Here is a 25,748-nt window from a genome sequence, read left to right on the forward strand (position 1 = left end):
GCTGGTGCCGTTGGCAATGACCGTTACTCCGTATATCCATAACGGGCATAGTATTTTTGATAGTAGTAGCGGCCATGATAAGACTCGTAACGTGCGAGTAACTTCGTGTCGGCCTTGTTCAGCACGACGCCTAGAAGCTTGTCCTGGATCTCCGGCGCGTTGCGCAGATTGTGCCTGACAACGTCGATCTTCGTCTTGCCCCACTCCACCACGAATACGAAGGAATCGACGAAGGGCGAGGTGACGCGCACGTCCACTACCGGGGCCATTGGCGGCATGTCGAGCACCACGTAATCATATTTCGAGCGGAGCAGCGTCACAAGATCGCGCATCGGCTTTGACGCGAGTACCTCGTTGGTGTGCAGCAACTTCGAGGTGCTGCCGGCGGCAAGGATCGCGAGCCCAGTCTGCGAATCGATGCTGACGACGTCCTCGAGCTGCAACTTGTGCGCAACGACGTCGACGAGGCCGGCTTTCGCATCCGGCCGCAGGGCGCGCGAGAGCGAGGGATTACGCAGATCTGCATCGACCAGGATCACCCGCGCGCCGCCATGGGCGATGAGCTGCGCGAGGTTGGTCGAGAGCGTGCTCTTGCCCTCGTTAGGCAAAGTCGAGGTCACCCCCAACACGCGGTTCTCGCGCACGACGGAGTTGAGATCAACCGCCACCTTCAGCGAACGCACCGCCTCAGAGAAACGAGACAGCGGATTGTCGACGACATAGCGCAACAGGTCCAACTCGGGGTTGTTCTTCTTGCGGCCGAGCTTGCCAGGGAGCGCCGTCGCGGACGCCGGCGCGCCTAGCGCCGGCAGGATGGCGACACAGTTGGCCCCCAGCTGCTCCTCGACCTGGCCGGTGGTGCGGAAGACCTTGTCGGTAAGCTCGCGCGCCATAGCTGCGCCGAAACTCAGCAGCAGACCGCAGAGCAGCGCCGCGCCGAGAACGATCAGCGACTTCGGCGCGCTCTTGATCAGCGGGGCGGTAGCCGCGCTGATCACGCGCGCCTCGCTAATCGGGAACGATTGCTGCTGCACCGATTCCATGTAGCGCTGGAGAAAATTGTCGTACATTGCTTGATAGCTCTGCGCGTTGCTCTCAAGCTCGCGGAGTTGGATCTGTGCCTGGTTGGTGAGCTGTGATTCCGAGACGACGTTGGCGAGACTCGACTTGATGGCATCTTCCCGGGTCATCGCGATGTCGTAGTCGCTCTTATAGGATTCCTGGATGCGTCTGAGCTCGTCCTGGATGTTCTTCTTGACCTCCGCCATCTGGGTGCGCAGGTTCACCGCGGCGAGATGATCGCGGCCGTATTTGGCAGACCAGATCGATTCCTTCGAGGCCATATCCACGTATTGCCCGCGCAGCTTGACGATGGTGTCGTTCTTCAGCGCGTCAGTGATGTTGGCATCCGGGATGTCCTGCTTGACGATGTCATTCATGCGGTCGAGCCGTGCCTTGGCCTCGGCTGTCGACGCATGCGCCAGCACCAGCTGGCTGTTCACCTCGGCGAGCTGCTGCTCGTTCATCAGTCGCCCGCCGGTGTCCACGATATTGTTGGCGGTCTTGAAATCGACCACCGCCTTCTGCGCGGCGGAGGCCTGGGTGCGCAGCTCCTTGATGCGGTCCTGCAGCCAGACGCTGGCGCGGCGCGTCGCTTGATATTTTGCCTCGAGCTGGTCGACGATATAGGCATCTGCGACCGCATTGGCGATGCGCGCAGCCTTTTGCGAGTCAACCGATGTGAAGCCGATCTCCATCACATAGGTGAGGCCGAGGCGCTTGATGGTGCGGCTCTTCTCGAAACGCCCTAACGCCTTGCGCATCAGCTCGAACTCAGACGGAGTGTGGTTCGAGGAGAACAGACCGCTGACTGAGCCAAGGATCGCACCGAAGAGACCGCCGCCGCTGCCGGTGAACTCAGGATCCTCGATCAGGTGCAGGTCGCGAATGACGGCGAGGCTGATGTTCTCGGATTTCAGGATCTCGACCTGGGTTTCCACCGTCGCCGAATCGATCGCGACGTCTCCGAGCAACGATTGCTGTTGGAACAGCTGGACTTTGCGGGTGTCGATCACCATGGAGGCGGTGGAGGTGAACAGCGGCGCGGCAGTGAAGAGATAGAGCAGCGCCAGGATCACGCAGGCCGAGACGATCGCGACCATGGTCGGGAACTGGCGCTTGATAATGTCGAGATATGAGGTCAGCGTCTGCGACGGGGAGCCGTCGGCCTCGGGGAAATCACGATTGATCTCCGAGGTCGGCTTGTTCACCTGCAACATCTAGCAATTCCTGAAAATGGATCGATGCGTCTTTGAGGATTGGAAATCTGCAACAGCCTGGCTGCATCCGGAGCAAACCCGATGCCAGCCCGCGCCGCGCGAGAGACTAGCACATTATTCATCTTCAATTGAACGCGATTGGCGCAGTGCACAGCGCCGGTCGCGCGACATTTCATGTGAAGCTTAACGGCGCAAACGCATAGCGGCGCCCGATGGCGCCGCTGTCGTGATGTCTCATGTATGGGCCACAGGGCCGGACCGGTCAGCGCGGGCTCACGCTGTTCGCGGCGCTGCCGACGCCACCGCCGCCGGTGCTGGTGCCATTGTTGCCCGTCGTGTTGTTGCCGAAAGTAAAGCCGATGCTGCCATTGCCACCTGTGGCAAAGCCGCTGGTTCCGGTCGGGCCGCCCGCGCCGGTGCCGCCGCCAGCGCCGCCGCCGGTCGCGGCGATCTGGACATCGCCGGTTGCGGCCTGATAGGCGGCAATCACGTCGGGGTTGCCGGTTCCGGCGATCGCGGCCTGGATCTCAGCGCCGTAAGCCTGATCAGTCTGCGCGGCCATGCGGGCGACCTGCGCGAGACCGGCCACGATGGCGCGCATCTGGTCCTTGGTGGTCGCGGGATCCTTCAGAAGCGCGATCAGGCCCGGGAGCGTGGTCGGATCGGAGGCGCCGAGGTCGCGCACGCGCGAGATCAGCTGCGGGGCGCCGGTCGGATATTGCTGTAGCAGACTGTTGGGGGCGGCCTTGAACTCGGAAATGATTTGGGCCGGCAGCTGGCGCTGCGGCGGATAAACGGCGGCGCTTGCGACTGAGGTGATCGTCGCGGCGAGGGCCGCGGCGGCAGCCATGCGAAGCGCAATCTCGATAACGCTCATAAATAGACCTCCAAAAAATCAGCTGCCCCGCTTTGCTTCCTCGGCGCCGGGCAAATGGCTGTGCAGCGCGGAACCTATCCGAAGGGAAATGAGCTGTCCATTTATTCTAAAGATTTCGTAAACAGCGCAACTGCTTCAAAACTAGACACTTTTATGAAGCGGAGGCATTCGCCGCGCGGTTGTGTCAGCGGTTGTCTGACGGGCCTCGCCTCGCCCGCCGGTAGCGAGGGCATCCGCGGCCGAGCGGCCCTGCCGGGTCGGGAAGGATTGCGCAAGACCGGCTCCGAAAAGCGCAAAGAATGGAACACTGTAGCCGGGCACCTGGAGCGTGAAGTCGAGGCACGAATGCAGCAGCGACAGCGTGGCGGTGGCCGTGGCCGCCAGCGGGATGATGGCGTCGCGCCGTCGCCCGAACACGCCCTGAGCCAGCACGAGCAGCATGATCGCCCAGCCGACCGCGACCAAGAGCGCCATGGGAATGCCCACCTCGGAGGCAAGCTCCAGCGGCGTCGAATGCGCGGCATCCCAGATGCCGCGAATCGAGATGTTGGGACTGCGATAGGGCGGGAAGGCCCATTGGAAGGTGCCCATGCCGGTGCCGAACAGGGGATTGTCGGCGATAATTCGAAGCGTCGATTTCCAGGCCTCGGCGCGGCCCTCATCGACCAGGCCCTGGCTGTCGAAGCGGCTGGAGACCTGCCCGCCCAGAAGTTGCAACAGGCCAAGCGCAATTACGACTCCCGATCCCAGGGCGATCCATATGCCGGTGCGCGGCGGCAGGTCCCGTCTGAGGAAGACGGTTGTCGAAACAATCATGGCCAGCAGCGAAAGACCAACACCAGCCCGCGAGGTCGTCATGAACATCGCCATGAGGCAGATCAGCAGGCTTGCGAGCTGCGGCAAGATTTCTTTTGGAGCAATCGCGCGCAAGTCGAGGGACAGACGCCGCCACTCGATGTACCGCTCAGGAAGCCGGCGGCGGACGTCCTCCAGAATCAGCAGCATCCAGATCACCGCGCAGGAGCCGAAATAGGCCGCCGCCGTGTTGCGGTTGATGAAGGTGCCGGTGACGCTGCCGAGATAGGCCGTCTTGTCCCGCCACAGGATCATGGTCGGCTCGATCAGGAACGAGAGCACGCCGTAGAGCGCGTAAGCCGCGCCCGAGATCGCGATCACCCACAGCAATTTTCGCGCACGCTCGCGATCGGCGCCGACGGTGATGCCGAGCACGATGGCGAGGATGTTGGCGAGCGGGGCGCCGAGCGCGAAGAACGCCTCGTTCTTTCACGATGGACGCGGACGGGGCGATCGGCACGCCGAGAAGATCCGCGGCCTGCTTCCAGATCGGCTGGAATGGCGCGAGGAAGGGATGATCGGACAGCTGCTCATGCAGCACGAAGGCGTAAGCCGCGACGATCACGGCGATGCCGGCGAGCAGCCACAGATGCGGCGCCCGCAGCTCACGCGTCGGCGCGAAGATCACGGCGATTCCCAAGCACAGGCACCAGAACGCGATCGACAGATCGTTGGTCGAGCCGAACGGAAACGGTGCGCCCGCGGCGACGAAGAACAGGATGAAAGTCGCGGGCAGGCTCCACGACCAGCCAATCCTGGACCAGCTCATATTGGGAGGCCAAAGGCGCATCGTTCTGGGAAAGCTTTGTTGGCTTTAGAGGAAACAATCGATCGGATAGATCTTCACATCAACGTTGAGGCGGCTGTTCCGGCTCTGCGCCCGAAAGGCGTAGAATAGCCCAAGATTGTCACGCCCCGGATCGAGTTTTATTCCAGGGGTTAATTCATCGGGCGGGACCGGGACGCCGATATGCCGGCTGACGGCGGAAATCTCGATCCGTCCCTCCCCCTTGCCAAAATGGCCGCCGAGCTGGGTCACCGTCACCTTCGGCAGCCCACGCCGCTGATGACAGACCTCCTCCTCCCACAGCTTGGTCTGCTGGGCCAACGGCTTGTTGGCAACATCGGGGACAACGATATCCGGGAACGACGGGTGCAGCATCCCGAAGAACCGGCTCTCCTTGGAATTTGCTGACAAGCGAACCGTGAACGAGAGCTCGCCCTTGGTGCCCTTCAAGCGCCGAAAGATCGGCGCATCGGGCTCGGCGGAGACAACCACGTCGATCCGGTGGCGAACACCGAGCTCTCCAGCCGCGCCGCAAGCTTCGTCAAGCAGAGCGGGGCCGGCGATGGCCACGGTCAGAAAACCCCGGAATGGTCGCCATCCAAAGCGCATGAGGCCTCGCGACACTGCGGGATGACCGAAGACCGGCGCGCCTTGCCTGGTTGTGCCTTGATCCATAGCCCGAACAGTACCGATTGGATCGCTAAACGAAAATGGCACCGGGACAAGGCCCCGGTGCCATCGCTTTGGTCGATCAAGTCGGCGTCTTACGGCGCCAGCTTGACGTTGTTGCGGAAGATCAGCGCATTGTTCGAGAGATTCACGGCATCGTTGCCGGTCGCCATGATCACGCGCAGGTAGTTCAGGAACTTGGCAACTTCGACGTTGCGCGAGTTCGAGACGTAGATGATGTCGCCATTCTTCATCATGACCTTGGTGGCGAGGAAGAAGCCACCGGGATCGCGGAAGTTCACGTTGAAGATGACCGGGACCGTCTCCGACGTGTACTTGCTGACGTCGATGCCGAGCTGAGCTGCAACCTCGCGCGGCTCGCGGCGATAGAGATACACGGCAGCCGGATCGGCTTGGCCATCCAAAAGACCACCGGCCTTGCCGACGGCTTCGCCGAGGTTGATGCGCCAGGCATCGAAGTTGAACTCGCCGCTCTGGCCGCTGGCACCGAACGCCAGGAACTTCTGCTGCTCACGATAGACATAGATGCTGTCGTCCGGCCGAACATAGATATTGTTCTCGGGCGCCATCACGAGATTCTCGAACGGCACGGTTGCCCGCCGTCCGCCGCGCTCCAGCATGACCCAGGTCTCGAAGCCCTGGCCCCTGATGCCGCCGGCGCGGGTGATCGCGTCAAGCACGCGATCCTTCGCACCCGCCGCGCTCGCTGGAAAACGGACTGGCGTGTTGACTTCGCCCAGCACGCTGATGAGCTGGGTACGCTGCGACGACATCGCAACGACAACCTGCGGCTCGATCGCGCGATTGGAGATCTTCTCGACGATAGCCCGCTGGATTTGCACCGCCGTAAGGCCGGCCGCCTTGACCTGGCCGGCATAAGGCACGGTAATGAACCCGTCATTGTCGACGGATTGATCAGGAATCGTTACGAAGTTACCCGGACGGACGCCGGCTTCCGCCGGGATGAACAGACCGCCTGCGGCGGCTTCGAAGATGGTAACGCTGACGATGTCGCCGACGCCGAACACGATGCTGGCCGGCGGCCGCTTGTCCGTGAAGGCGCCCGCGAGTCCCTTGGGCTCATGGGTGTGCAGGATCTTCACCGTGGCCGGATTGAGTGGCACCAACTCGTAGGCCGGCGCGTTTTCAGTCTGGATCTTGTTGTTAACGTCGTCCGTCAGCGGACCGGAGCCGGGATTGGTCGAACACGCCCCCAGCGCTAGAGCGGCCGCCAGAAATGCCGGCTTCAATACATAAGTCTTGGCAATAGATGACATGAATCGCGCCCGAGTCCCCAAGTGACATAAATTGGTACGGCCTAGGGGGCGGTGCGACAAGGGCTCCGGGTGGTTAACGGAGCGATCGGTCGGCTAGTGTTGCGTGCGGGACACTCTTTGGGGCTTGGTTTAACCCTTTGTGACTATTTGTTGTATTTCGTGTGCCCGTCGGCGAGCAAACCGCCGAAGTCGAGGGCTCGATGTGTCGAGCGTAAGGCTTCTTGACCTCGCGGGGGTCTGCTAAGGCTGGGCCATTGAGAGGAGGAATCCCCGTGTCCAGTCTTCTTCTGATCCCGCTGTTTGGCAGGGTTCCCTCCTTGGCGCCGCCGATCGCCCATGGGGCACTGCCGCCCCATGTCCTGGCAGCGTGGGGCTCTCCTGCCACGGCGCACCGGTTGTTGCGGTAGCCCCTGCCCCTGCTTCCCTCTGGAAATTCACCCGGACACAAGGAGCGAAGGACGGCGAGAGCTTCGCTGCGATCATGAAGACCGCGGACACGATCCAGTCGGATCCGGACTTCGCCGGCTTGATCGTCTGATGTGCGCCGAAGGGCAAGATCGACGTGCTGGTGGCCTTGATCCGGCCCTTCCCGCCCCGGCAGCCAATAGACCAAATTTAGCCATACAACTTAAGGGTCTTTTTAGGGGGAAAACCTAGGGTCCGGAGCACGGAGAGTGTTTCGGATGACCGCGTTTTTGATTTTCAGCTTTCTCGTAGGTGCCGTGCTGGGCCAGCGCTTTCGCGTCCTGGTAGTCCTGCCGCTGACCTTCGTCATGGTGCTCGCCGCCATTCCGGTCGGCTTGATGGTCGATCTCACCGTGGTTGAGAGCCTGAAAGACGTGGTGTTCGCCGTCATCGCCCTCCAGGGCGGCTACCTCTTTGGATCAGGAGCGCGCTTTGGCCTTGCTGCGGCGCGGGCCGGCCGCGTGTTCGCCCGCCCGTCAACACTGCCCGCTGATTAAGCCGACTCACACTGCGCTGGACCTTCGCGGGGCACGAAAGGCCGAAGGTCAGGCTGTTCTCCCGGCAGACCTCCGTTTGAAAACGCACCGCCGGCTTGTATGGTGATCTGACCGTTTCAGGATTCCCTTCGAGCGCGCCGTTTGTCCTTCGCTTATTTTGCCCTCATCGTTTCAATCGTCTCAGCTTCCGCTCTCGAAATTGCCGGCGCCAGGATCGGTGCGCAACTCGGGATGATGGCCGCAGCGCTGAGCTTGCTGGCGGCCGCCTTAAGCACGCGAAAGGCCGACTACGAGCACTATGTTCGCGCGACCGCCTGGGGCCGGTGGATCCTGCTTGCCATTCCGCTGTGCATCGCCGCCCAACTCGTCCCTCTTCCGCTGAGCTGGGCGCATCCGATCTGGGCCAGCGCTCACGACGTCCTCGGCGGCCTGTCGCTCGGGCCGATCACGGCCGATACCGGCTTGACGGTGAACGCGCTGCTGCTGGCACTCGCGGCGGTCTCGTTGCTCGGCGTCACCATCCCGGTGGTCCGCAACCGCGGCCGTGCCGAACTGGTTCTCTTCGTGCTGAGCGGAGTGACCGCGGTGTCCGCCTTGACCTTGGACTTGCATCGGCTGTCGCCGAGCGTTGCGGCAGCCGCGCCCGCTGGCTTCACGACGACTTTGGCCGGCCTCGGTCTCATGCTCAATTTAGCCGTCATGCAGCTTGCTGCTGAACGGGCCGAAACGCGGCACTCGGTCCTTCGCTCGGTCGCGATCGGCCTTTGCGGCCTTGTCGGGGCCCTGGTCAGCGCAGCCGCGATCTTTGGGTTTTCCGGAACGAACAGCGCGATCGCAGCGGCCTTTGGGGTTGTACTGATGCTGCTGATCCTCATCATCCGCAGGCTCGATCTCTCGCCATTGGCCGCCGGCGCATTGTCGGCAGCAGCTCTGATCGGCGCGACCATCGTATTGAGCTTCCTCTTCGAGAAGAGCTCTGGACCTATCCTCATGCGGCTCGTCCCAGCCGCAGGCGGCGAGACGAAGGCCGCCCTCGAGAGGATGTTGGCCGACACACGCTGGTTCGGCGCGGGCGCAGGGACGTTTTCGGCCGTCGCCAGAATCTATCAGAGCGAGACTGGCACGACTTTGACCGCACCCTCGGCGGCCATCGCCGCCTTTGCGGTTACGGGAGGGATCGGTTTGACCGCCATGATGGCAGTAAGCCTGATCGCTCTGGTGCGCCTGTTCTTCGGCGCGCTCCAGCGCGGGCGCGACTCGTTCTTCCCGGCGGCGAGCGCGGCCTGCGTTCTCTTTGCACTCGTCCAGAGCTTCGCCGGTCCGGGACTGCTGCGCCCGGCAGCAATCCTGTGTCTTTCGGTGATCGTGGGACTGGGGCTGTCGCAGAGCGTCAGCCAATCTTCATCACGATAGAGCGCCGGTCATCAGACAGCGCGATCCCCGAGTGACGCCCAGTAATTCGGGTTCTTGGGCGATTGAATGCGGACCCAACGATAAGGCTTCTTCGACCACGGCAGGATGTGGCCGGAGAGATTGTCCAGCACGAGATCGCCGGAGAAGGTGCGCACCACGACCACGAGATGATGCTCGCCCCAGGTGGTCACGACCTCGCTGAGCAGCACCGCGCGCGCCGGAAAGCCTTTGGCGATCAAATCGTGGCGCTTTGTCACCGCGTAATCGTTGCAGTCGCCGCTCGCCGGATGCAGTAGCCATTTCTCGGCCCGCAGCCCTTCCAGATTGGCCTCGGGACGGATGGCGGTATTGACCCGCTGGTTGACCTCTTGCATCTGCGCCAGCCGCTCCGGCGTGAGCTTCAGACGGCCGCCGCGGAATACGATCTGCTGCGGCCGCGGCCTGCACTCATCCTTGTACTTCAGGCAAAAGATGGTGAACGCCATCGGCGCCAGCGTCGGCTGGTCGAATTTGATGTATTGGATGGCACCTCGCAGCCCCAACGGCGCGCCCACGAAGGCGGCTTCCGCGCTCTGCTGCACCCCGCCAGCAACGACGACGGCGGCCACGGCCGCCAGGAACTTTACAACTTTGCGCATATCGCGCTCCCCCTTCTTGTAGGAAAGGACGCTACGCGAGACCTCTTGAAATACGGCTCAAAGGCCAAGCGATCCTTTAATCAAAATGCGTGCGCGTTGGTTGCAAACAATTAAGAATGTCGATGTGTGACTGGTTCTGCTAAGAGCGGTCACGACGTTCCGCTCGTGGCGCTGGATGCGATTCGACCGACCTGATGGACCTTTCCTCACGCTTTCGAAAGAAGACCAAGCCTCGGCTTCCCGATGGTGTTCGCGTCTATGCGATCGGCGATGTGCACGGCCGCGCCGATTTGCTTCAATCGCTGTTAACCGTCATCGATGCCGACCTTGCCCGCTCGGCCCCCCAACGCGCCATTCAGGTCTTTCTCGGCGACTATGTCGACCGTGGCCCGGACTCACGCGGCGTTCTTGATCTGTTGATCGCGCGCTCGAAATCTCACGAGACGGTTTGTCTGAAGGGCAATCACGAAGTCTTCCTGCTCGAGGTGCTCAAGGATCCCGCCCGCTTGCAGGAGTGGCGCCACTATGGCGGCCTCTTGACGCTGGTTTCCTACGGCATCACGCCGACCATGAATCCGTCCGCGGAACAGCAGGTCGAACTGATCGAGCGACTGAAACGCGCGCTCCCGCTGGAGCACTTGTCCTTCCTCCAGCAATTGCCCTCGTCCTTCACCTGCGGCGACTTCTTTTTCGTGCATGCCGGCGTCAAGCCGGGCGTCGCGCTCGATCGTCAGAAGGACGAGGACCTGCTCTGGATCCGCGAGGAATTCCTGAACTGCGAAGACCGCTTCGGCAAATATATCGTCCACGGTCATACGCCGGTCGGCGCGCCCGATATCCGTCCTAACCGCATCAACATCGACACCGGCGCCTACGCGACCGGAAACTTGACGCTGCTAACGATCCAAGGCGATAGTCTGCTCGCAATTTAGGCTCTGGCTGGATCTCGGTCCCGTCGTTCGCTCGCCCTCACCGGCTCGTCAATTCCATCATGAACCGCATCATCCTGCTTCGCGTCGTCGGCATCTGCACCGCAACCGCGCTGGCGCTTCACGCCGGCATGGCGTTCTACGGCGATCTGATACGGCCGAACTTTCGCGCCAGCGATTTGTTCTCGGGCGAGATCCCGCCCGACAAGGCCAAGCTGGCGGCCGCCGGCGGCCTGGCATCTTTTTCATGGGATGGCGATCTGCTGGCGAATTATGCGGCAGCGATCGCCGCTGACGTTCTTCACCGTCCGTCAACCGAAGCGGGCGGACGGGCCAGCGAAAACAAGGCAGCTCAAGGCGCGGTCGTAGCCGCCTTGAAAGTCTCACCGATCAGGCCTGCGCTATGGCTCACGCTCGGCACGCTGCAGGCACAGGCCGGCGAGGCGGTAACGCCTGCAGTGAAAATGTCCTACTTGACCGGATCGGTGCCGATCGACGTTGCCCTCTCTCGCGTCCAGATTGTCACGTCGAGCGCGGCCGCGACCGATGAAGAGATCAAGCTGCTGGCGCAATCCGACATCCGGTCGGCTCTGGCCAATCGCTCTCGTTACGAGCCACTGCTGATCGCGGCCTATGTGCAGGCAACGCCGCAAGGCAAGTCGCTGCTGCTGGAGACCACGAAAGTGACCGATCCCAAATTCAACGAAATTATGCGGCGATACTGAACCTGTATGAGCTTCGTTGCCATCGCTCCTTGGGCTGCAGCGAGTTCTCAGCGCACCGATTTCGGGTTGACCGGCACAAAATCCTGATCGCGGCGCGGTTGGTCGGATCGGCCCTGGTAGACGAACATGCCCTTCTTGGTCGCGACGATGTCGCCGCGTTGCAGGCTCTCGTCGCGCAAGAGACGTTCGGTCGCGACAAGGTCCGGATCTTCGGGAATCGGCTTGTAGAGCTCGGGATGCTCCCGCCGCTCGCGCGAGACCTCCTTTGCCCGGCGCCGCGCGTCCTCGATCCGCTGATGCCATTCATCGCGCGTGACTTCCGGCTCGCTCGGCGGAAGATAGTCGTTGAGTGAGAGCTCCGGTTCGCTCTGGGCGACACACAACGAGGGGCTGGCGAAACCAAGACCGAGCGCACCGGCAACAATTATGACCGCCCGAGACGGCGCCCCAAACCATTTTCCCTCGTGATCACGCCGACCTGTTCGCAATTGATAACTCCAGGCAGAACGATAAGGACGACCATTGGCCATTTCGCTATCTTCAGCTCTTCAGTCTGTACCTTCGCAGGTAGCAAGAAAGCCAGTTCGCGGGCAGACTTTCCACTTTAGTTCGCAGGGATTTCAGCACGTGGTTCGGGACGCCCGGCGGCAGGCCAGATCGAATACCCGCAATTCATCCATACTAGTATGAAGCGGACAGGTCGGAGAGATATCGCTTCGAGCGAGAGTCTCTTCTGTGGACTGCCTCAGACCGCATCGAGTGGCAAGAAACTCGAACTGGCAACACTCAACGCCTGCGCGAACTGCTTGAAGAGGTGACATTCTGCTCAAACAGCTCCGCAGCCGCGCATAGATCGAAGGATCCTATCATTTGATCGGCGGGCGCTCACCGGAACGCGCAAGAGCTGAGAACGAGACCGGAACTGGCCAATGCGTCGCTATGCCCGTCAATGCCGGTATCGCTGATTGGGCTTTAATGCCACCTTTGTCTGCATTCGGCTTCTCGCTCCCAACGGCCCCTTACTGCCGACGAGGACAACCTCTTACCCGGTCCGAGCGCCTGTGAGGCTTCTTCTTTGCCTTTTGGAAAGAGCTAAGGCTCAATCTCTCCAACTGGACAACACAGGGCGAGCTTTCCGCTCCCCAGCCGGGCCGCCAACACAATTACCGCCTGCTCGAGTCGCTGCCCCGAGTTCTGTTCCCGTAATAGGGCCGGGCAGAGCCGCTCGTCACGGGGGGCTCGATTCGGCTCGGAATATTTCGCGTCGCCGTGGAGGGCGACGGCTGCGGTGGGTTGACGATGATCACATTGCGATTGGGCGTCGAGGGATCGTTGACGCCCTGGGCCCAGCCGGCGGCCGGCACGACAAGCGCGAATATGATCGAGACTAAGCGTTTCATGTGCGACATCTCCCGAGCAGGAACGTCAGGGAGGCGAACACCGTTCCTTCACGGTTGCTTGCATTGCCTTCACCGAGGCACGGCAATCAGCTTGCCATCCCTCCAGACGCCTTGGGCCGCCCTTCCGGCAGGAAGGCTCCCCGTCACATTTCGGACCGCGGTAGGCCGGGACGCGGCCTGGCTGGTTTGCGCCTTTTTGGTCGGCGTTGTGATGATGCTGGAACTGGTGGTGTTGGCCTGATCCTTCACGCCTTGCGCCAAAGCGGGCTGAACCAGAAGGGCCAAGAAACTGATTGCCATCAAAATGCTGCGCATCATCAAACACCGGAAAGAGGAGCTGGGCGAAATGTCACAGGTTTCTGCCCAAAAGCAAGCTATTCGAGATGGTCGCGACGGACCTTTGCAGGTCGGATCCATCGGAGCGAGCCACCGTAGCCGAAGGATCCGCGGTGAAAAGGCCTAGCGAAACAGCTGTATCCGGGTTAGTTGATCGGCCTTAATGACCGAGCCGGGTGACACTGCAGCCAACGCGCACGAGATCAAGGCTGGACTTGTCCGCCTGTTATCAGGGCGGATCCGCGAAATCTCCGACGACCCTCGGCAGATGCGGGATGTCGTTTACGAATTGGCCCGCATCAAGCTGCTGGAACAATTCACCGAGGCCGATGCGCGGGAAGCACGAGCGCTCCAACAGGTCCTCGAACGCGCCATCCGGGAGGTCGAACGGTCCTTTGACCAAAGCGAGCCGTCCTCGCCGGCAAAGACTGCCGCCACCGTCGTGGCGAATTCTCCGCCGGCCAATGCCCCTGTTCCCCCGCCCATTCCGCCGCCGCCTGCTTTGGCTTCACCGGCCGCTCCGAAGGCCGCGGAAACGCCACGCGGACCTGCGGCACTGCCAAGATCGCTGGACCAACTCAAACGAAGCGGCGCCTATAAATCTCTCGTTCGATCGACGGCCATCCTCCTGCTCATTGCCGGCGCCGGTGCCGGTGCCGCCTATTGGCCGCGTCTGAGGACACAAGTGACCGAATTGTCGCAGATGGCGCTGCCGTCGGTGCGCTCACCGAAAAGCTCGGAGCCTCAGCCGACCGCCATCCCGACTCCCGCGGTGGGCGAGACCGGTGAACGCCGGCCGGAAAGCCCAAAGGAGCCGGCGCAAGCTGCACAACCGTCGATGCCTTTGCCGACGACCTTCGGCGTCTACGCCTTGAGCGAGGGCCAGCTCCATGAGCTCAAGCCGGTGCCCGGAAAGATTCCGGACCGGCGCGTCGCGATCTCGGCAGCCATCAACACGCCGAGCGCGACCACATTGACGGACGGCGATGTCAAATTCATCGTGTTCAGGCCCGACGGGGGTGTCGATCCAAGCGGGACCGAAGTTCGGGTGGTCGCGAAAGTCTCCCGCGCGATGGGCGTCGATGCCACCGGGAAAGCCGCGATGGTCAGCGCCGGCGATTCCTGGGTCATTCGTAGCATGTCCTACCCCTACAAGGTAGGCCCGGTCGAAGACCAGCCGAGAATGCTGTTGCTCCAACCAGAGCAAGACGGCTTTACGCTCGCCCCCGGCCGCTACGTCGTGGTGGTCAAGGGCATGGGCTACGACTTCACGGTGGCCGGAACGGTCACTGATCCCAATCAATGCGTCGAACGTATCAATGCAACGAACGGCGCGTTCTACTCGCCCTGTCCGCCGCCCCGACGCCAGCCGTAGCCACCTGTTCTTATTTGGCCGGCTTGTTGTCCTTTGGCGCGTCCGGCGGCATGTCGTCGACCTTGCCGTTGTTGGCGACGCATTTTTGGAAATATTCGCGCTTCTCCTTTGCCGTTCCCTTGGTGCTCCCCGCCGCGGGGTTGCCGATTTGTCTAGGCGGAAAGGCCTTGGCCAGCGCCGCATCGCATGCGCGCGCCACCTCGGCAGTGATGGCCGAAGCCGTCGCCGGCGCGGCCAGTGTCAAAGCACCCGCCAATCCAATCAACGTCCGCAAATTCTTGACCGGCACCTCTTCGCTCCTTCAATTCGTGGATGCTTGCCGGGACCATAGCAAAAAGGATCGCACCACCAAACGGCAAAGCGGTGCCGAATTGTCACGCGGCCGTACCTACTCGGCGCAGGGCTATGCATTTGAGAGTGTTTCCCGCTGCCACCCTTCGAGACGCCCGCTTTGGGCGGGCTCCCCAGGATGAGGATGGAGCGCGCGGAAGCAGTTTCAAGGGCCCCGACGCCGATGGTTCACCTCTGCCTACGGGAGAGGTGCCCTCCTCGGCTCGCACCGAGTCAACCAAAGCTCATCTCGCTTTAGCTGTTGAGCTGCGGCGGCTTGAAATCCGGAAAGCGCGTGAGCATTGCGGTCTTGACGAACTTCAAGTGAGCAATGCTGCTTGCCAATTCCTTGAGCCGTCGCTGGCCATTCGAGATGTCGGCCGCGAAGAGATCCTGATGATAATTGTCGAGCGGCTCTCGCTCGAGATATTCATCGGTGCCATTTCCGAAGGTGACGGACGCACGCGCGAGGGCATCATCAACACGCCGGTTGAGGCCGGCCTGCTCCCGCTCCGCCTCCTGCAATGCTGTTTCAATCGCCGCCAGGACGGCACCGATCCGCACGCGGTCGGTCTCCGCATCACGCTCGACAGAGCGCGCCTTAAAACCCTTGTCCTCGCGGCGGGAGCCGAGAAGATTGTGCGCGCGCGCTCTCAGGAACAGCTGAAACATTTGGGCCATCCCACATTCGAGATCAGGCGGCTACCATCGGTCAGACATAGTTAACAAACCCTAAATCTTGCGCCCGCTCCGCCTGGCTTTGTTCGATCCATGCCCGCCAGGCTCCTTCGTGCCTGGAATAGAGCTCAAGCCAGCGAACTTCGGCCGCAGCGGCGGCTGCTTCGCTCACGCAAAATCTCAGACGCGAATTGCACCGTATTGTTCGGCGAAAGATCCAGCGCTTCGAACTCCGCAGTTTGCTGCAGCGAAAGGCCGATCAGGACACGACGCCCTTGTGCGTCGACGAAATACCTACGGGGCGCATTGCGCCTTTGATCAATCATCTCGAATGGCCCTCATTCATGATCCAAGGCCCTGGAAGATCTTTCAGCCGACGATCAAAGCTACGAACAAACGCGACCAAAATGAGGACGCAAGTCGCGCCCAGCAACACAATCAAATACGCCATCTACGCCTACCCTGCGAGCCGCGAAAAATCGAGATGACTAAACTTTCGCCATGAACTGATCCGTCTTAAGTTGCCTTTCCGAGGCGCTCAAGGACCGCGCCACGTTAACCTAACTGCACATGGTTATTCGACGTTGCCACAACATCAACTCCAACCGAAACGTCGCGCCCCTGGTGTTGCCATCACGATGGACGCTCGCTTGGCCTGACTCTCATCGAGGCCGGCGTGTAGGGCGCATAGAGACGATATCGCGCTGATCGCTTGCGCGAGCGCCACGCCCGCACACCATAGCCGCAGCAAAAGCCAGCTGCAAAAATCGACATCAAAACCAGAATTGCAAGCATGTGGAATGTTCCCGGTTTTCGGAACGCTCCTCCCGGTCCATTTCAACGTGATGTCGTGACGACTTCAAGATCATCGGCGCTGAAACTTTTGTCAGACGAACATGAAGTTTGTGCAACGTGGTGCTCGGAGTTTGGTCGTCGCGGGAAAACCTAGGGCCGGGAGGATGACGAAATCTCTCATTGTTCAAGAGCGGATCCCGCCGGCGATGCTAACCCCTGTTCACCTAGGCAAGCGCCTGAGCGACGCGCACCGGTGGTCGAGCGTGTCTGTACTCTGCGTGATGACGTCGCTTCCGACAATTTTTTCGCACGCGGCTGCTGGCGATTGCAGACACTGACGAAACCTCCGTGGTTATACGGAGCGTCATGCACCAACTTCATCCCGGTAAGGTTGAGCAGTTAGCTTAATCCGCGTTGTTTGTTGCGAAATCTCGCATTTCGCTTATCCATCTTCGCACCGGGCTCCCCCAAGCCCGGCCCCACCCAAGCAAAGCCGTCGAGCGAACGTGGGTCGCTTGGCGGCTTTGTCCTTGTGTCGACGAGAGGATCATTTCGGTTATGGCGCGCAAGCCCTGGTCGTTCAAGGAAGACCGCCGGCTCATGGAGCTGGCCAAGTCGTCGGCTTCGCTGCAAGAGGCCGCGAAAGTTCTCGGGCGCTCGCCTGATGCGATCAAGCGCATGGCGTTGCGACTCGGTCTTTCGTTGAAGTCGAAAGGGGGCAAGAAGTCTTAGCCGCGGAAGCGCGGCAGCGCTCGCCTTGCGCCTCGCAGCCGACCTCCCCGCGGTGCGGCGCGCGCGAACGACGTCGCGGGCGAGCCGAACAGGTGATCCCATCCTCGACAGCGCCGCAACACGCCTTCGACGCGGCCATAGCTTCATCCCGGCGGGCGGAACCAAACCAACGCTCGGCTGTTGATGCCAGACTTCACAGCGAGGCCTGGCAGTGCTCAACTTGGCCATTTCCGCGATGTTGATTTGGCTGGCGATCAATATCGCCTTCGTGGTGCTTCGGCTCCGGACCCCCCGCCATCCGGCCACGCCCCCACCCACAGGCCCAGCTCACCTTGTCCCGACGTGATTCCTCTGCGCCATCGCCTCGGGCGGTGATCGGCGATAGAAGATCTCGCCCGAGGGGTCCGTTCGGCTCGTTCAACCTAAAGCGCGATGAGATCAGGACCAATCGTTATCGCGCTTAGGTTATCGTTTGAGCATGATCTTTTCGGAAAACCGCTTCGCACTTTTCCGGATCACGCCTTAGTTGTTGGTCTTCTTCTGGGAGCCCATCCCGGAGCTGGTCCCGTAATTGGGCGTCCCGGCTCCTTTGAACGCGCCACCCATGCTGTCCGAACCGGAATTCGTTCCAGTGCCGCTGCGGGTCGCCGAAGTGGGCTGCGTGCCCGATGGCCTGTCTTTGGTTCCCTGTGCCGAAGCCGCAGAGCTCCCGACAATTAGCGCCAGGAGAAGGATGCTTAACGTCCTGATCATACTGCTCAACTTTCCATGCTCGTTTCTAATGCTTGCGCCGCGAGACCATCGGCCAGCCATCACTCGGGTAGGCCCCCGGGGTCCGCCCGTTAAACTCTATCTTAGCCCCCGCTGGCTAGGATCAATTCTCCAAGCCTCGCCTCATTTCGCCTGACCCGGATGAAACGACTGCGACCGACCCTCCCGTTTGCGGCGCTCGTGCTTGCGAGCACGATGGCGTTCGCCTTGTCCGGGCATTTCGCTGTGGACGCCGTCATTCGCCACCAGCACGCGCATCAGCTGAACGAGTTGACCGAGGTCGTGCTGCGCCGCTCCGAATTGGCCGTCGATTTTGCCGCGGCCAGCCTGGACGAGCTCCCAAAACGCAATCTCGCCAGCTGCGAGCCCGCGGCGTTGCAAGCCATCCGCCTCCACGTCTACCAGCGCTCGGCGATTAAGGACGTCCGCCTCGTCAAACCGGATGGCTCGGTGATCTGCTCGGCCTATTCCGAGACGCTCGAGTTCGACAAGGGATGGGCGGGTCGCCATGACATGCTGCCCTCGCGCGACAAGGCGCTGTCGCTGTTCCGCGTGGAGCAGTTCGGCGGCGACGCCCTGGGCGTGCTCAGGGATATCAATGACAGCTCCGCCCTTGTCGCCATCGTCGGCATCAATGCCAGCCTGTTCGACATCATGCCCGCCGAGTTGCGCGCGCACAGCGAGGTGATCCTCAGCTTGAGCAATGGCGAGAAGCTCGGCGAATTCCTGCTCGATGCCGACAGGCCGCTGGTGAGACCAATCAGCTTCGAGCGGCATTCCACGCGCTTGCCGCTTGATGCCACGATCCGGGTCGAGCACGCGGTCCTCTCGAGCTGGAACAGCGAGGCTTATTGGCCGGCGCTCGCAGTCGCCCTTGGCCTTGGCACACTCTTCGGCATCCTGCTGGCACGCAGCCGCCGGATGGAAGGGCCGGTCGCCGATCTCGATCGCGGATTGGCAGCTGGCGAATTCAAGCCATACTACCAACCCATCTTCGAGCTCAGGGCGGGCCGGATCACAGGCTGCGAGGTTTTGGCGCGCTGGGTGCGCCGAGACGGCTCGGTCGTCCCGCCGATGAACTTCATTCCGCTCGCCGAATCCAGTGGACGCATCCAGGCGATGACCTGGCAGATCCTGAGATCGGCGCTGTCCGACCTGCAGCCAATGCTGAGGACGGACAAGACCTTCAAGCTGTCCCTGAATGTCGTGCCCAAGCACCTGCTGAGTGCCGGCTTCGTCGAAACGCTGCGTCGCACGGTCCTGACGGCCAGGGTCTCCGCGCGCCAAATCGTGGTCGAAGTCACCGAGCGCGACGAGCTCGACGATCTTGCGCGCGCCGCGGCGGTTGTCGCCGAGCTACGAGACCATGGCTTCCGCGTCGCCATCGACGACGTCGGCGTCGGCCATAGCGGATTGTCCCGATTGAAAGGCCTCGGCGCCGACACGATCAAGATCGACAAGTTCTTCGTGGACACGATCACCGTGGACGCGTCGACGACGACGATCGTGGAAATGCTGGTGGCGCTCGCGAGGGACCTCCATATGACCGTGGTCGCGGAAGGCATTGAGACGGAGGAGCAGCTCCGCGCGCTGGTCGCATCCGGCGTGGAAGAGGGTCAGGGTTATCTCGTGGCACCTCCGCTTCCGTTCGCCAAGTTTAGTGAGCTCGTCGAGTGCCGGCGCGCGGTGCAATCAGGCGCGGCGGTGTCAGATGATACGGCTTTGGTGGCGTAACGGCGGCGCGAGCTTTTAACGATATTTTCTGCTTTCGAGCCAGACCGGCAACCGACCGGCTATGCTGGTGCCATGCGCAGAAACCATCTCATTGCAGCCGCGAGCATCTGCCTTGCCCTCATCGTCTACGCCACGCTGGCGAAGCTGGCAGGAAGACCCGCGCTCCTGGGCCATCACGAGGCGTACTGGGTCGTCGTGATCGAGCGCTTCAGTGCCTATGGGCTGCTCGGCTTCCTTCTTTCCTTCTTGCTGCCAGGACGGCTCGGTTTGGCTTGGTCGCTCGTGATCGCGGTCGCGATGGGGCTGGAGCTGATGCAAGCGTTGATACCCGATCGGGATCCGGGCTTTCTCGACGTGCTCCAGAAGGCGGCAGGCGGCACCGTCGGCGTCATGCTCGCCCAAATGATCCTGGCGTTCTTGCCCAGACCGCCGTCCTGAAGCAACCGGTATCGCTTCAGCAAGATGACCGGTCGGACGCACAACCGGTCCTTACTTCATCATCTGGCCGCGCAATTCACCGCCCGGGTTCGCGGCCGTATGGATGTTTGCGTACCATTTTCCGGCCAATAGATCTGCCGCCTGCGCGTCGGTGAGCGTGGCACTGCCTTGGATTGGGCTTTGCACTGTCTTGAACGGCAAGACAATGCCGGCGTTCTTGCCGGCTTCGCCGGGGCCATGGAAATGCGCGCCCATTGCCGGTCCCGTAAGCCCGGCATAGGTGACGGTGTAAGTCAGAACTTTCGTTTCACTGTCGTAGATGGCTTCTGCCTTGCCCGATCCGGTCGAGCTGTTCGGGGGCACTTCATTGCTTCCCTTGAGCTCGGCTTGCAGCTTCACGACTTCCGCGTTTGCCGTCCCGCTCGTCGCAATGACGCTTCCAATGAGCGCAAGCGTTCCCAACAGTGCCACCGACGGCCGACGCCCGGCTTTGCTCATGCATCCCTCCTGCGGACTTCGCGACCCATCGGCAGTGAACACCGACGACAGCCGTAAATTCCGCCACAGAGCTTATGCTGATTCGGGACGAACGCGGGAATTAGCCTTCGGCGTAGGCCGGAACACGCGGAGGCTCAGGCCGCTCCACGCCTGTTGTGGAGCTGGGTGGGAGCCAGGAGTTCGGCCATCTGCCGATGGGTGTTGTGCAGCGCCTCAATGGCGCAATCCAGATCGAAATCCGCCTCACGAACGGCTGCAAAGAACTTGGCCGTCAGCGCCAGATCGAGTTTGACGCGCGTCGTCCCGTCGCGACTCTTGCGGCGATCGAGCGACAAATGGATGGCACGCTCCCTGGCCTCCATTGCGCCGCAGCCGCAAAGAGCACCGAGCTCGTCGTATGTTATCCAGATTTGAGGCATGTTCTTCCACCACACTTGATCGGCCGCGAGGCTAATTCTCGCGTCTAAAGGCAGGGTTGCTGCAGCGCGGCCGCGGCGTGATTTCGAAACAATAGTGTCAATGCAATGCTAATCATCGCGGCGGGCACCCGTCGAGCTGAGCGGATGATCGTCGATTTGGCTTTCACCTGGGCGGGCCCGCCGCGAACGGATGCCGCGGCCGGGAACGGCTGTCGGGCCCCTTGGGCAGCTTGTCGGCATTGAGCTTCACGACCGCGCTCCTGACATCGGCAGCCGGGGCATCTTCCTGACTGTAGATCAGCGTCGCCTCGAATTTCACGTCGGGCGCTCCTTTCGCCGTTCCGGAGCAGGTCGCCATAGCGCCGCTGAAGACGCCGGAGAGATAGACTTCGACCTCGTCACGCCCGAACACGGTCGGCGGGCCGTCGGCATGCCGGCGCGTGGTCAGAACGGCCGTGAAACGCTGGTCGTCATCGAATTGATAGGAGCCGCCATAGGTGAAGAAGCTGTCACTGCCCGAAATCCGGCCCTGGGCCAGATGCACGATACCGGTGCCTTGCGCTTGTGCGGTTCTGAACCACGCCGCGTATTTGCCTTCTTTCAGCATGGGAACATCCGTCGTGATTTTCACCCGTATTTGCAACGAACCTGTGGGGCGCGACAATGGCTGGCGCGGCGAGCATTCCGCCACGGTTAACACGCTGCAAAGTCGATCGATCAAATTTCTGCCGGCCGCGATGCAAAGCCGGCAGCGACGTCAAAACAGTTCTACGCCATCGTGCCCATGGCTTGATACTCGGTCGCCGATTTGAACCTGTTCCTGATAAAGTGCACCAATATCAAAGAGTGATTCTGGTCACACTTGCCTGGGCGCCCCGCTGCTAAGCATCGGACCGGGACGGGGACCGGTAGAGCATCGTCGAATTGGATGAGAATTCCCATGAAAAGCCTGATCGGCGCCCTTGTCGGCGCGTTCTGTATTGCGGCCCCCGCCCTGGCGGAGACACCCGCCGCGATTGTCGAGGATGTGCAAGGCAAGGTCGACGGCGTCGAGTTCATGGACTATGTGGCGCCGGGCAAGATCATCAAGCTCGGGCCCAAGACCAGCGTTACCCTCAGCTATCTGAAATCCTGCTTGCGCGAAACAATCAGCGAAGGCGTCGTCCTGGTCGGCACTGAACAGAGCACCGTACAGCTCGGCGACGTTCAGCGCGCCAAGGTGCCCTGCGATACCAAGGCGGCGCAGCTCTCCGAACGCGAGGCCAACCAGAGTGCCGCGACCACCTTCCGGACCGTGCGGTCCGATGCCAAGGGGGCTCCGTCCAAGCTGCCGACGATCTATGGCGTCGCGCCGCTGGTCCAGGCCAAGAGCGGCAGCACGCTCGTGATCGAGCGCACCGACGGCAAGGAACCCACGATCAGCGTGCCGCTCAAGAACGACGTCATGATCCGCGGCAAATTCTATGACTTTGCCAGGGCCGGAAAGTCACTGACCCCGGGCGGCAGCTATCTCGCCATTCTCGGCGCCAAGCGTTACGCCTTCCAAGTCGACGCCGGCGCGACGGCATCGCCTACCCCGGTTATCGGCCGCCTGCTGCGGCTCGAATAGACGGACCTAGCGAGGCCGCGATGCGGCGGATCGGCAGGCGGGACATTGTTGCGGCGATGCTGATTGCGCTCCTCGCGGGCGCGATCGTCACGTCTCCGCCGCTTCAGACGCTGCAAGGCCTGTCGCTCGACATTCTCACCGCGTTGCGCGGCAAGCTGACCGATGAGCGCCGCGATCCTGCAATGTCGCCGGTCGTTGTAGTGGCGATCGATGCGGAAACCTACGACACGCCGCCCTTCAAGGGATCGCCGACGCAAACCTGGACGCGTGAGATTGGACGGGTGCTCGGCAGCATCACCGAGGGCGGCGCCAAGGTCATCGGCTTCGACGTCATCTTTCCGAGCTCGATCGAGCAGTCCGAGATTCCCTTCGGCGACGCGCCGCTCGGCACCCGCATGAAGGGCTTTGATCGGGACTATCTGATCGCCCTGCGGCAAATCTCCGACAGCGGCAAACTGGTGCTCGGCGAAATCCTGAACAACGACCACCTGGAAGTGCCCTATCGCGCACAGCAAGTGGCCGTGCGCAACACCATCCGCGCGCTCAACGTACACACTGATCCCGACGACGTGATCCGGCGCATGCCATTGAGCTTTGCCATCGAGGGCAAGCCTGTCCCCGCGATGGCGGTCGAGCTGGCTGCGCGTGCGCTTGGCGCAAAGCCTGAGATTGCGCCGTCCGGCGCGACCGAGTTGTCCGGCTATGCGATCCCGAGCGCGATGCCGAATACAATCACACTCAACTTTCGCGGGCTGGGACGCGACGTTCCGACCTTCTCCTTCGCCGACCTGCGCGCCTGTGTCGAGAAGGGCGATCGCGATTTCTTTCGCCGCGCCTTCGACGGCAAGGTCGTGCTGCTCGGCACGGTCCTGAATTTCGAGGACCGTAAGCTCACCTCGATGCGCTTGTCTGGCGGATATGACGGCACGCCGGCGGCGCGATGCGCCCTGCCCGCGCCGGAGCGTGGCGCGCAACGCCCCCGCAGCGATGTCGCCGGCGTCTTCGTGCACGCCACCGTCGTTCGCAACTTGATCGAACGCGACGCCGTGACCGAGCTCGGCTTTCCCGCGCGGAGCATCCTCACAATCCTGTTCGCGCTCGTCATCGCTTGCGCCGCCTGCGTGCTTGCACCGAGCGGCGCCCTGATCGCCTGGCTCGGCCTCACCGCCGTTTACGCCGCCATGGCTGTCGGTGCGTTCGTTCGCGCACTGGCACTGCCGCTGACCGAGCCTGCGCTCGCAAGTCTTGCCGCGCTCGCGATGATGATCGGCTACCGCTTCGTGCTGGCTGATCGCGACGAGCGCTTCCTGCGCAAGAGCTTTGCGTTCTATCTCGCGCCTGAAGTGATCGACACCATGGTTGCATCCGGCAAGATGCCGGCGCTCGGCGGCGAGATGCGCAACGTCACCATGTTCTTCTCCGACCTCAGCGGCTTCTCAGCGATCGCGGAGACGATGACACCTGGCGAGCTTGTGACCCTGATGAACGAATATCTGTCCGCCATGACCGACATCATCGAGGGCCATGGCGGCTACGTCGACAAATATATCGGCGATTCCATCGTCGCCATGTTCGGCGCCCCGGCCGACGACGTCGCACATGCGCGCAATGCGGTGCGTGCCGCGCTGAAATGCCACGAGAAGCTCGCAGAGCTCAACGCCAACAATGCCGCCTTTGCGGGCCACGGCCTGTCGCATCGCATCGGCCTCAACAGCGGCGAAGCCGTGGTCGGCAACATCGGCTCGCGCCGCCGCTTCAACTACACCGTGATGAGCGACACCGTGAACGTTGCCTCGCGGCTCGAGGGCGCCAACAAATATTACGGCACCGCGATCATGGCCTCCGAAACCACGATGGCGCAGACCGGTGACACCTTCGCCTGGCGCGAGCTCGATGCGATCAGGGTGTTGGGACGCGGCGAGGCGGTCAGGGTGTTCGAGCCGCTGGCGGAGAGAGGCGCGGCGAGCGCCGAGCAGGCGAAGGTGGCCGCGGTGTATGCGGAGGGGTTGGCCTGCTGGCGGGCCAGGGATTTTGTGAAGGCGGCCGAAGCGTTCGAGAGCGCGGCGAAGATCGATCCGTCGTCGGCGCTATTCGCCAAACGCGCCAGAATGCTAATCGCGAATCCGCCCGCGTCGGATTGGAGACCGGTCAATATGCTGGAGGGGAAGTAGCAGTTGATCGCCTCCCTCCAGGGCAGGGTAAACGCGTGCCACCCTAAACCGGCAGCTCCGGGAGGCGCGGATGGGGAGGAAGTCTGACGACCTCGGCCTTTGTTGGCCGGCACGGCCACTTACCTTCGTATATGGTGTCCTATCCTTTGGATAGAGGCCGTTTACCTCAGTACAATTGAGTACGGAATGCTCGCGCCTTAGCGTGACTGCATTCGGCGCCCTGGCGCTGGTGGCATGAAACCTCCCTGACCTTGGCGCAAGACGGCCACCCCTGTCCGGTCGTCTGCGCCGCTTTTTTCAGCAAGCCATCGCCAGCTTTTTGCGAAACTGGAGATTTGTGCACAATGTCTTCTCTTGAGAAGATCGCACTCTTTATCGATGGCTCCAATCTGTATGCCACCTCCAAAGCGCTCGGCTTCGACATCGATTTCAGGCGGTTGCTCAGCGAATTTCAAAGCCGAGGTGCACTGTTGCGCGCCTTTTACTACACGACCGTCATCGAGGATCAGGAGTTTTCGTCAATCCGCCCGTTGATCGATTGGCTCGATTATAATGGGTACACCGTCATCACCAAGCTCGCCAAGGAGTTCGTCGACGCCACCACCGGCCGCCGCAAGGTGAAGGGCTGCATGGATGTCGAGCTCGCCGTGAGTGCGATGGAGCTCGCCGAACACGTCGATCAGATCGTATTGTTCTCGGGCGATGGGGACTTTCGTTCCCTCGTGGAAGCCCTGCAACGCGGCGGTGTCCGCGTGACGGTCGTCTCCACGCTCTCCACTCAGCCGCCCATGGTCGCCGACGACCTGCGCCGACAGGCGGACGTATTCCTCGATTTGGCAGACCTGAAACCAAAAGTGGGGCGCGATCCCGCCGACCGGCCCCGCGAGCTTCGGCAGCCACCGCAATTCCTCGCGCGCGGATCGATCGATCGGGGCGACCGGGTGGAATGATCCTGGGACGGCCGCCGGCACCGTCGAGCACCCTGCCTTCCAGCGTGATGCGTTCGCCCTTGGTGCTCGGCGTCACCAGG

At 62.0% G+C, this 25,748-nt stretch carries 25 protein-coding genes; 11 read left to right on the plus strand and 14 right to left on the minus strand.

Annotation, left to right across the window (positions count from 1 at the left end; genetic code table 11):
* Positions 1-23 precede the first annotated feature (23 nt).
* From IVA78_RS19900 to IVA78_RS19920, 5 genes are all read right to left on the minus strand, one after another.
* Positions 24-2,279, minus strand: a complete 2,256-nt coding sequence (locus IVA78_RS19900; protein ID WP_247467256.1) for a polysaccharide biosynthesis tyrosine autokinase — start codon at positions 2,277-2,279, stop codon at positions 24-26.
* A 262-nt stretch (positions 2,280-2,541) separates the two neighbouring features.
* Complete coding sequence (locus IVA78_RS19905; protein WP_247467359.1) at positions 2,542-3,156, minus strand: hypothetical protein; 615 nt, start codon at positions 3,154-3,156, stop codon at positions 2,542-2,544.
* A gap of 141 nt (positions 3,157-3,297) precedes the next feature.
* Positions 3,298-4,386, minus strand: coding sequence for an O-antigen ligase family protein (locus IVA78_RS19910; protein WP_247467261.1), 1,089 nt, complete (start codon positions 4,384-4,386; stop codon positions 3,298-3,300).
* A gap of 439 nt (positions 4,387-4,825) precedes the next feature.
* Positions 4,826-5,368: a hypothetical protein gene (locus IVA78_RS19915; RefSeq protein WP_247467263.1), complete on the minus strand. Its 543-nt coding sequence runs from the start codon at positions 5,366-5,368 to the stop codon at positions 4,826-4,828.
* Between the two features lie 194 nt (positions 5,369-5,562).
* The gene (locus IVA78_RS19920) at positions 5,563-6,765 is read right to left on the minus strand and encodes a polysaccharide biosynthesis/export family protein (protein WP_247277326.1); all 1,203 of its coding nucleotides are present in this window, start codon (positions 6,763-6,765) and stop codon (positions 5,563-5,565) included.
* A gap of 683 nt (positions 6,766-7,448) precedes the next feature.
* Here IVA78_RS19920 and IVA78_RS19925 point away from each other — a divergent pair.
* Positions 7,449-7,727 (plus strand): hypothetical protein, encoded by a 279-nt coding sequence (locus IVA78_RS19925; protein WP_247305302.1) that lies wholly within the window; start codon positions 7,449-7,451, stop codon positions 7,725-7,727.
* A 141-nt stretch (positions 7,728-7,868) separates the two neighbouring features.
* Positions 7,869-9,140 (plus strand): hypothetical protein, encoded by a 1,272-nt coding sequence (locus IVA78_RS19930; RefSeq protein WP_247467266.1) that lies wholly within the window; start codon positions 7,869-7,871, stop codon positions 9,138-9,140.
* Positions 9,141-9,151: 11 nt separating this feature from the next.
* Here the strand turns inward: IVA78_RS19930 and IVA78_RS19935 are convergent, their stop codons facing one another.
* Positions 9,152-9,778, minus strand: a complete 627-nt coding sequence (locus tag IVA78_RS19935; protein WP_247467270.1) for a transglutaminase-like cysteine peptidase — start codon at positions 9,776-9,778, stop codon at positions 9,152-9,154.
* A 194-nt stretch (positions 9,779-9,972) separates the two neighbouring features.
* Here IVA78_RS19935 and IVA78_RS19940 point away from each other — a divergent pair, with 194 nt between their 5' ends.
* Both IVA78_RS19940 and IVA78_RS19945 read left to right on the plus strand, forming a co-directional pair.
* The gene (locus IVA78_RS19940; RefSeq protein ID WP_247355400.1) at positions 9,973-10,710 is read left to right on the plus strand and encodes a metallophosphoesterase family protein; all 738 of its coding nucleotides are present in this window, start codon (positions 9,973-9,975) and stop codon (positions 10,708-10,710) included.
* Between the two features lie 128 nt (positions 10,711-10,838).
* Positions 10,839-11,432 (plus strand): hypothetical protein, encoded by a 594-nt coding sequence (locus IVA78_RS19945; RefSeq protein WP_247467274.1) that lies wholly within the window; start codon positions 10,839-10,841, stop codon positions 11,430-11,432.
* Positions 11,433-11,479: 47 nt separating this feature from the next.
* On the opposite strand, the gene IVA78_RS19950 is transcribed toward IVA78_RS19945, so the two are convergent.
* Entirely contained in the window at positions 11,480-11,815 is a 336-nt protein-coding gene (locus IVA78_RS19950) for a hypothetical protein (protein ID WP_247467277.1), read from the minus strand.
* Between the two features lie 1,086 nt (positions 11,816-12,901).
* Positions 12,902-13,150: a hypothetical protein gene (locus tag IVA78_RS19955; RefSeq protein ID WP_247467280.1), complete on the minus strand. Its 249-nt coding sequence runs from the start codon at positions 13,148-13,150 to the stop codon at positions 12,902-12,904.
* A 181-nt stretch (positions 13,151-13,331) separates the two neighbouring features.
* On the opposite strand from IVA78_RS19955, the gene IVA78_RS19960 reads away from it, so the two are divergent.
* Positions 13,332-14,543, plus strand: coding sequence for a hypothetical protein (locus tag IVA78_RS19960; protein ID WP_247467283.1), 1,212 nt, complete (start codon positions 13,332-13,334; stop codon positions 14,541-14,543).
* 10 nt (positions 14,544-14,553) lie between these two features.
* On the opposite strand, the gene IVA78_RS19965 is transcribed toward IVA78_RS19960, so the two are convergent.
* The 3 genes from IVA78_RS19965 to IVA78_RS19975 all read right to left on the minus strand — a co-directional run bounded on the left by IVA78_RS19965 (position 14,554) and on the right by IVA78_RS19975 (position 15,723).
* Positions 14,554-14,832 (minus strand): hypothetical protein, encoded by a 279-nt coding sequence (locus tag IVA78_RS19965; RefSeq protein ID WP_247305282.1) that lies wholly within the window; start codon positions 14,830-14,832, stop codon positions 14,554-14,556.
* A gap of 296 nt (positions 14,833-15,128) precedes the next feature.
* Complete coding sequence (locus tag IVA78_RS19970) at positions 15,129-15,545, minus strand: hypothetical protein (RefSeq protein WP_247467286.1); 417 nt, start codon at positions 15,543-15,545, stop codon at positions 15,129-15,131.
* A 40-nt stretch (positions 15,546-15,585) separates the two neighbouring features.
* Positions 15,586-15,723 carry a hypothetical protein gene (locus tag IVA78_RS19975; RefSeq protein WP_247467289.1) on the minus strand — a complete coding sequence of 46 codons (138 nt, stop codon included), beginning with the start codon at positions 15,721-15,723 and terminating at the stop codon, positions 15,586-15,588.
* Between the two features lie 1,181 nt (positions 15,724-16,904).
* Between IVA78_RS19975 and IVA78_RS19980 the strand changes: the two genes are divergently transcribed.
* The 3 genes from IVA78_RS19980 to IVA78_RS19990 all read left to right on the plus strand — a co-directional run bounded on the left by IVA78_RS19980 (position 16,905) and on the right by IVA78_RS19990 (position 20,021).
* Positions 16,905-17,078, plus strand: coding sequence for a hypothetical protein (locus IVA78_RS19980; protein WP_247467292.1), 174 nt, complete (start codon positions 16,905-16,907; stop codon positions 17,076-17,078).
* Between the two features lie 966 nt (positions 17,079-18,044).
* Positions 18,045-19,583: an EAL domain-containing protein gene (locus IVA78_RS19985; RefSeq protein ID WP_247467295.1), complete on the plus strand. Its 1,539-nt coding sequence runs from the start codon at positions 18,045-18,047 to the stop codon at positions 19,581-19,583.
* A gap of 72 nt (positions 19,584-19,655) precedes the next feature.
* Entirely contained in the window at positions 19,656-20,021 is a 366-nt protein-coding gene (locus IVA78_RS19990; protein ID WP_247355393.1) for a VanZ family protein, read from the plus strand.
* Positions 20,022-20,072: 51 nt separating this feature from the next.
* Here the strand turns inward: IVA78_RS19990 and IVA78_RS19995 are convergent, their stop codons facing one another.
* The 3 genes from IVA78_RS19995 to IVA78_RS20005 form a co-directional block, all read right to left on the minus strand.
* Positions 20,073-20,519: a CHRD domain-containing protein gene (locus tag IVA78_RS19995; protein ID WP_247467299.1), complete on the minus strand. Its 447-nt coding sequence runs from the start codon at positions 20,517-20,519 to the stop codon at positions 20,073-20,075.
* Positions 20,520-20,653: 134 nt separating this feature from the next.
* Positions 20,654-20,938 (minus strand): hypothetical protein, encoded by a 285-nt coding sequence (locus IVA78_RS20000; RefSeq protein ID WP_249809053.1) that lies wholly within the window; start codon positions 20,936-20,938, stop codon positions 20,654-20,656.
* A 163-nt stretch (positions 20,939-21,101) separates the two neighbouring features.
* A complete protein-coding gene (locus IVA78_RS20005; RefSeq protein WP_247467306.1) occupies positions 21,102-21,545 on the minus strand; it encodes a hypothetical protein in 444 nt (147 codons plus the stop codon).
* 333 nt (positions 21,546-21,878) lie between these two features.
* On the opposite strand from IVA78_RS20005, the gene IVA78_RS20010 reads away from it, so the two are divergent.
* From IVA78_RS20010 to IVA78_RS20020, 3 genes are all read left to right on the plus strand, one after another.
* A complete protein-coding gene (locus tag IVA78_RS20010) occupies positions 21,879-22,547 on the plus strand; it encodes a hypothetical protein (RefSeq protein WP_247305260.1) in 669 nt (222 codons plus the stop codon).
* Between the two features lie 20 nt (positions 22,548-22,567).
* Entirely contained in the window at positions 22,568-24,718 is a 2,151-nt protein-coding gene (locus IVA78_RS20015; RefSeq protein WP_346275308.1) for an adenylate/guanylate cyclase domain-containing protein, read from the plus strand.
* A gap of 344 nt (positions 24,719-25,062) precedes the next feature.
* Positions 25,063-25,668 (plus strand): NYN domain-containing protein, encoded by a 606-nt coding sequence (locus IVA78_RS20020; RefSeq protein ID WP_247280857.1) that lies wholly within the window; start codon positions 25,063-25,065, stop codon positions 25,666-25,668.
* Positions 25,669-25,748 lie beyond the last annotated feature (80 nt).

Origin of the sequence: Bradyrhizobium sp. 137, from assembly GCF_023074095.1 — a bacterium.
Classification (GTDB): domain Bacteria; phylum Pseudomonadota; class Alphaproteobacteria; order Rhizobiales; family Xanthobacteraceae; genus Bradyrhizobium.

Coding starts and splice junctions, on each gene's coding strand:
- IVA78_RS19900 (WP_247467256.1), bottom strand. CDS start 2,279: ATGTTGCAGGTGAACAAGCCGACCTCGGAGATCAATCGTGATTTCCCC.
- IVA78_RS19905 (WP_247467359.1), bottom strand. CDS start 3,156: ATGAGCGTTATCGAGATTGCGCTTCGCATGGCTGCCGCCGCGGCCCTC.
- IVA78_RS19920 (WP_247277326.1), bottom strand. CDS start 6,765: ATGTCATCTATTGCCAAGACTTATGTATTGAAGCCGGCATTTCTGGCG.
- IVA78_RS19925 (WP_247305302.1), top strand. CDS start 7,449: ATGACCGCGTTTTTGATTTTCAGCTTTCTCGTAGGTGCCGTGCTGGGC.
- IVA78_RS19935 (WP_247467270.1), bottom strand. CDS start 9,778: ATGCGCAAAGTTGTAAAGTTCCTGGCGGCCGTGGCCGCCGTCGTCGTT.
- IVA78_RS19940 (WP_247355400.1), top strand. CDS start 9,973: ATGGACCTTTCCTCACGCTTTCGAAAGAAGACCAAGCCTCGGCTTCCC.
- IVA78_RS19945 (WP_247467274.1), top strand. CDS start 10,839: ATGGCGTTCTACGGCGATCTGATACGGCCGAACTTTCGCGCCAGCGAT.
- IVA78_RS19955 (WP_247467280.1), bottom strand. CDS start 13,150: ATGATGCGCAGCATTTTGATGGCAATCAGTTTCTTGGCCCTTCTGGTT.
- IVA78_RS19960 (WP_247467283.1), top strand. CDS start 13,332: ATGACCGAGCCGGGTGACACTGCAGCCAACGCGCACGAGATCAAGGCT.
- IVA78_RS19970 (WP_247467286.1), bottom strand. CDS start 15,545: ATGTTTCAGCTGTTCCTGAGAGCGCGCGCGCACAATCTTCTCGGCTCC.
- IVA78_RS19980 (WP_247467292.1), top strand. CDS start 16,905: ATGGCGCGCAAGCCCTGGTCGTTCAAGGAAGACCGCCGGCTCATGGAG.
- IVA78_RS19985 (WP_247467295.1), top strand. CDS start 18,045: ATGGCGTTCGCCTTGTCCGGGCATTTCGCTGTGGACGCCGTCATTCGC.
- IVA78_RS19990 (WP_247355393.1), top strand. CDS start 19,656: ATGCGCAGAAACCATCTCATTGCAGCCGCGAGCATCTGCCTTGCCCTC.
- IVA78_RS19995 (WP_247467299.1), bottom strand. CDS start 20,519: ATGAGCAAAGCCGGGCGTCGGCCGTCGGTGGCACTGTTGGGAACGCTT.
- IVA78_RS20000 (WP_249809053.1), bottom strand. CDS start 20,938: ATGCCTCAAATCTGGATAACATACGACGAGCTCGGTGCTCTTTGCGGC.
- IVA78_RS20005 (WP_247467306.1), bottom strand. CDS start 21,545: ATGCTGAAAGAAGGCAAATACGCGGCGTGGTTCAGAACCGCACAAGCG.
- IVA78_RS20010 (WP_247305260.1), top strand. CDS start 21,879: ATGAAAAGCCTGATCGGCGCCCTTGTCGGCGCGTTCTGTATTGCGGCC.
- IVA78_RS20015 (WP_346275308.1), top strand. CDS start 22,568: ATGCGGCGGATCGGCAGGCGGGACATTGTTGCGGCGATGCTGATTGCG.
- IVA78_RS20020 (WP_247280857.1), top strand. CDS start 25,063: ATGTCTTCTCTTGAGAAGATCGCACTCTTTATCGATGGCTCCAATCTG.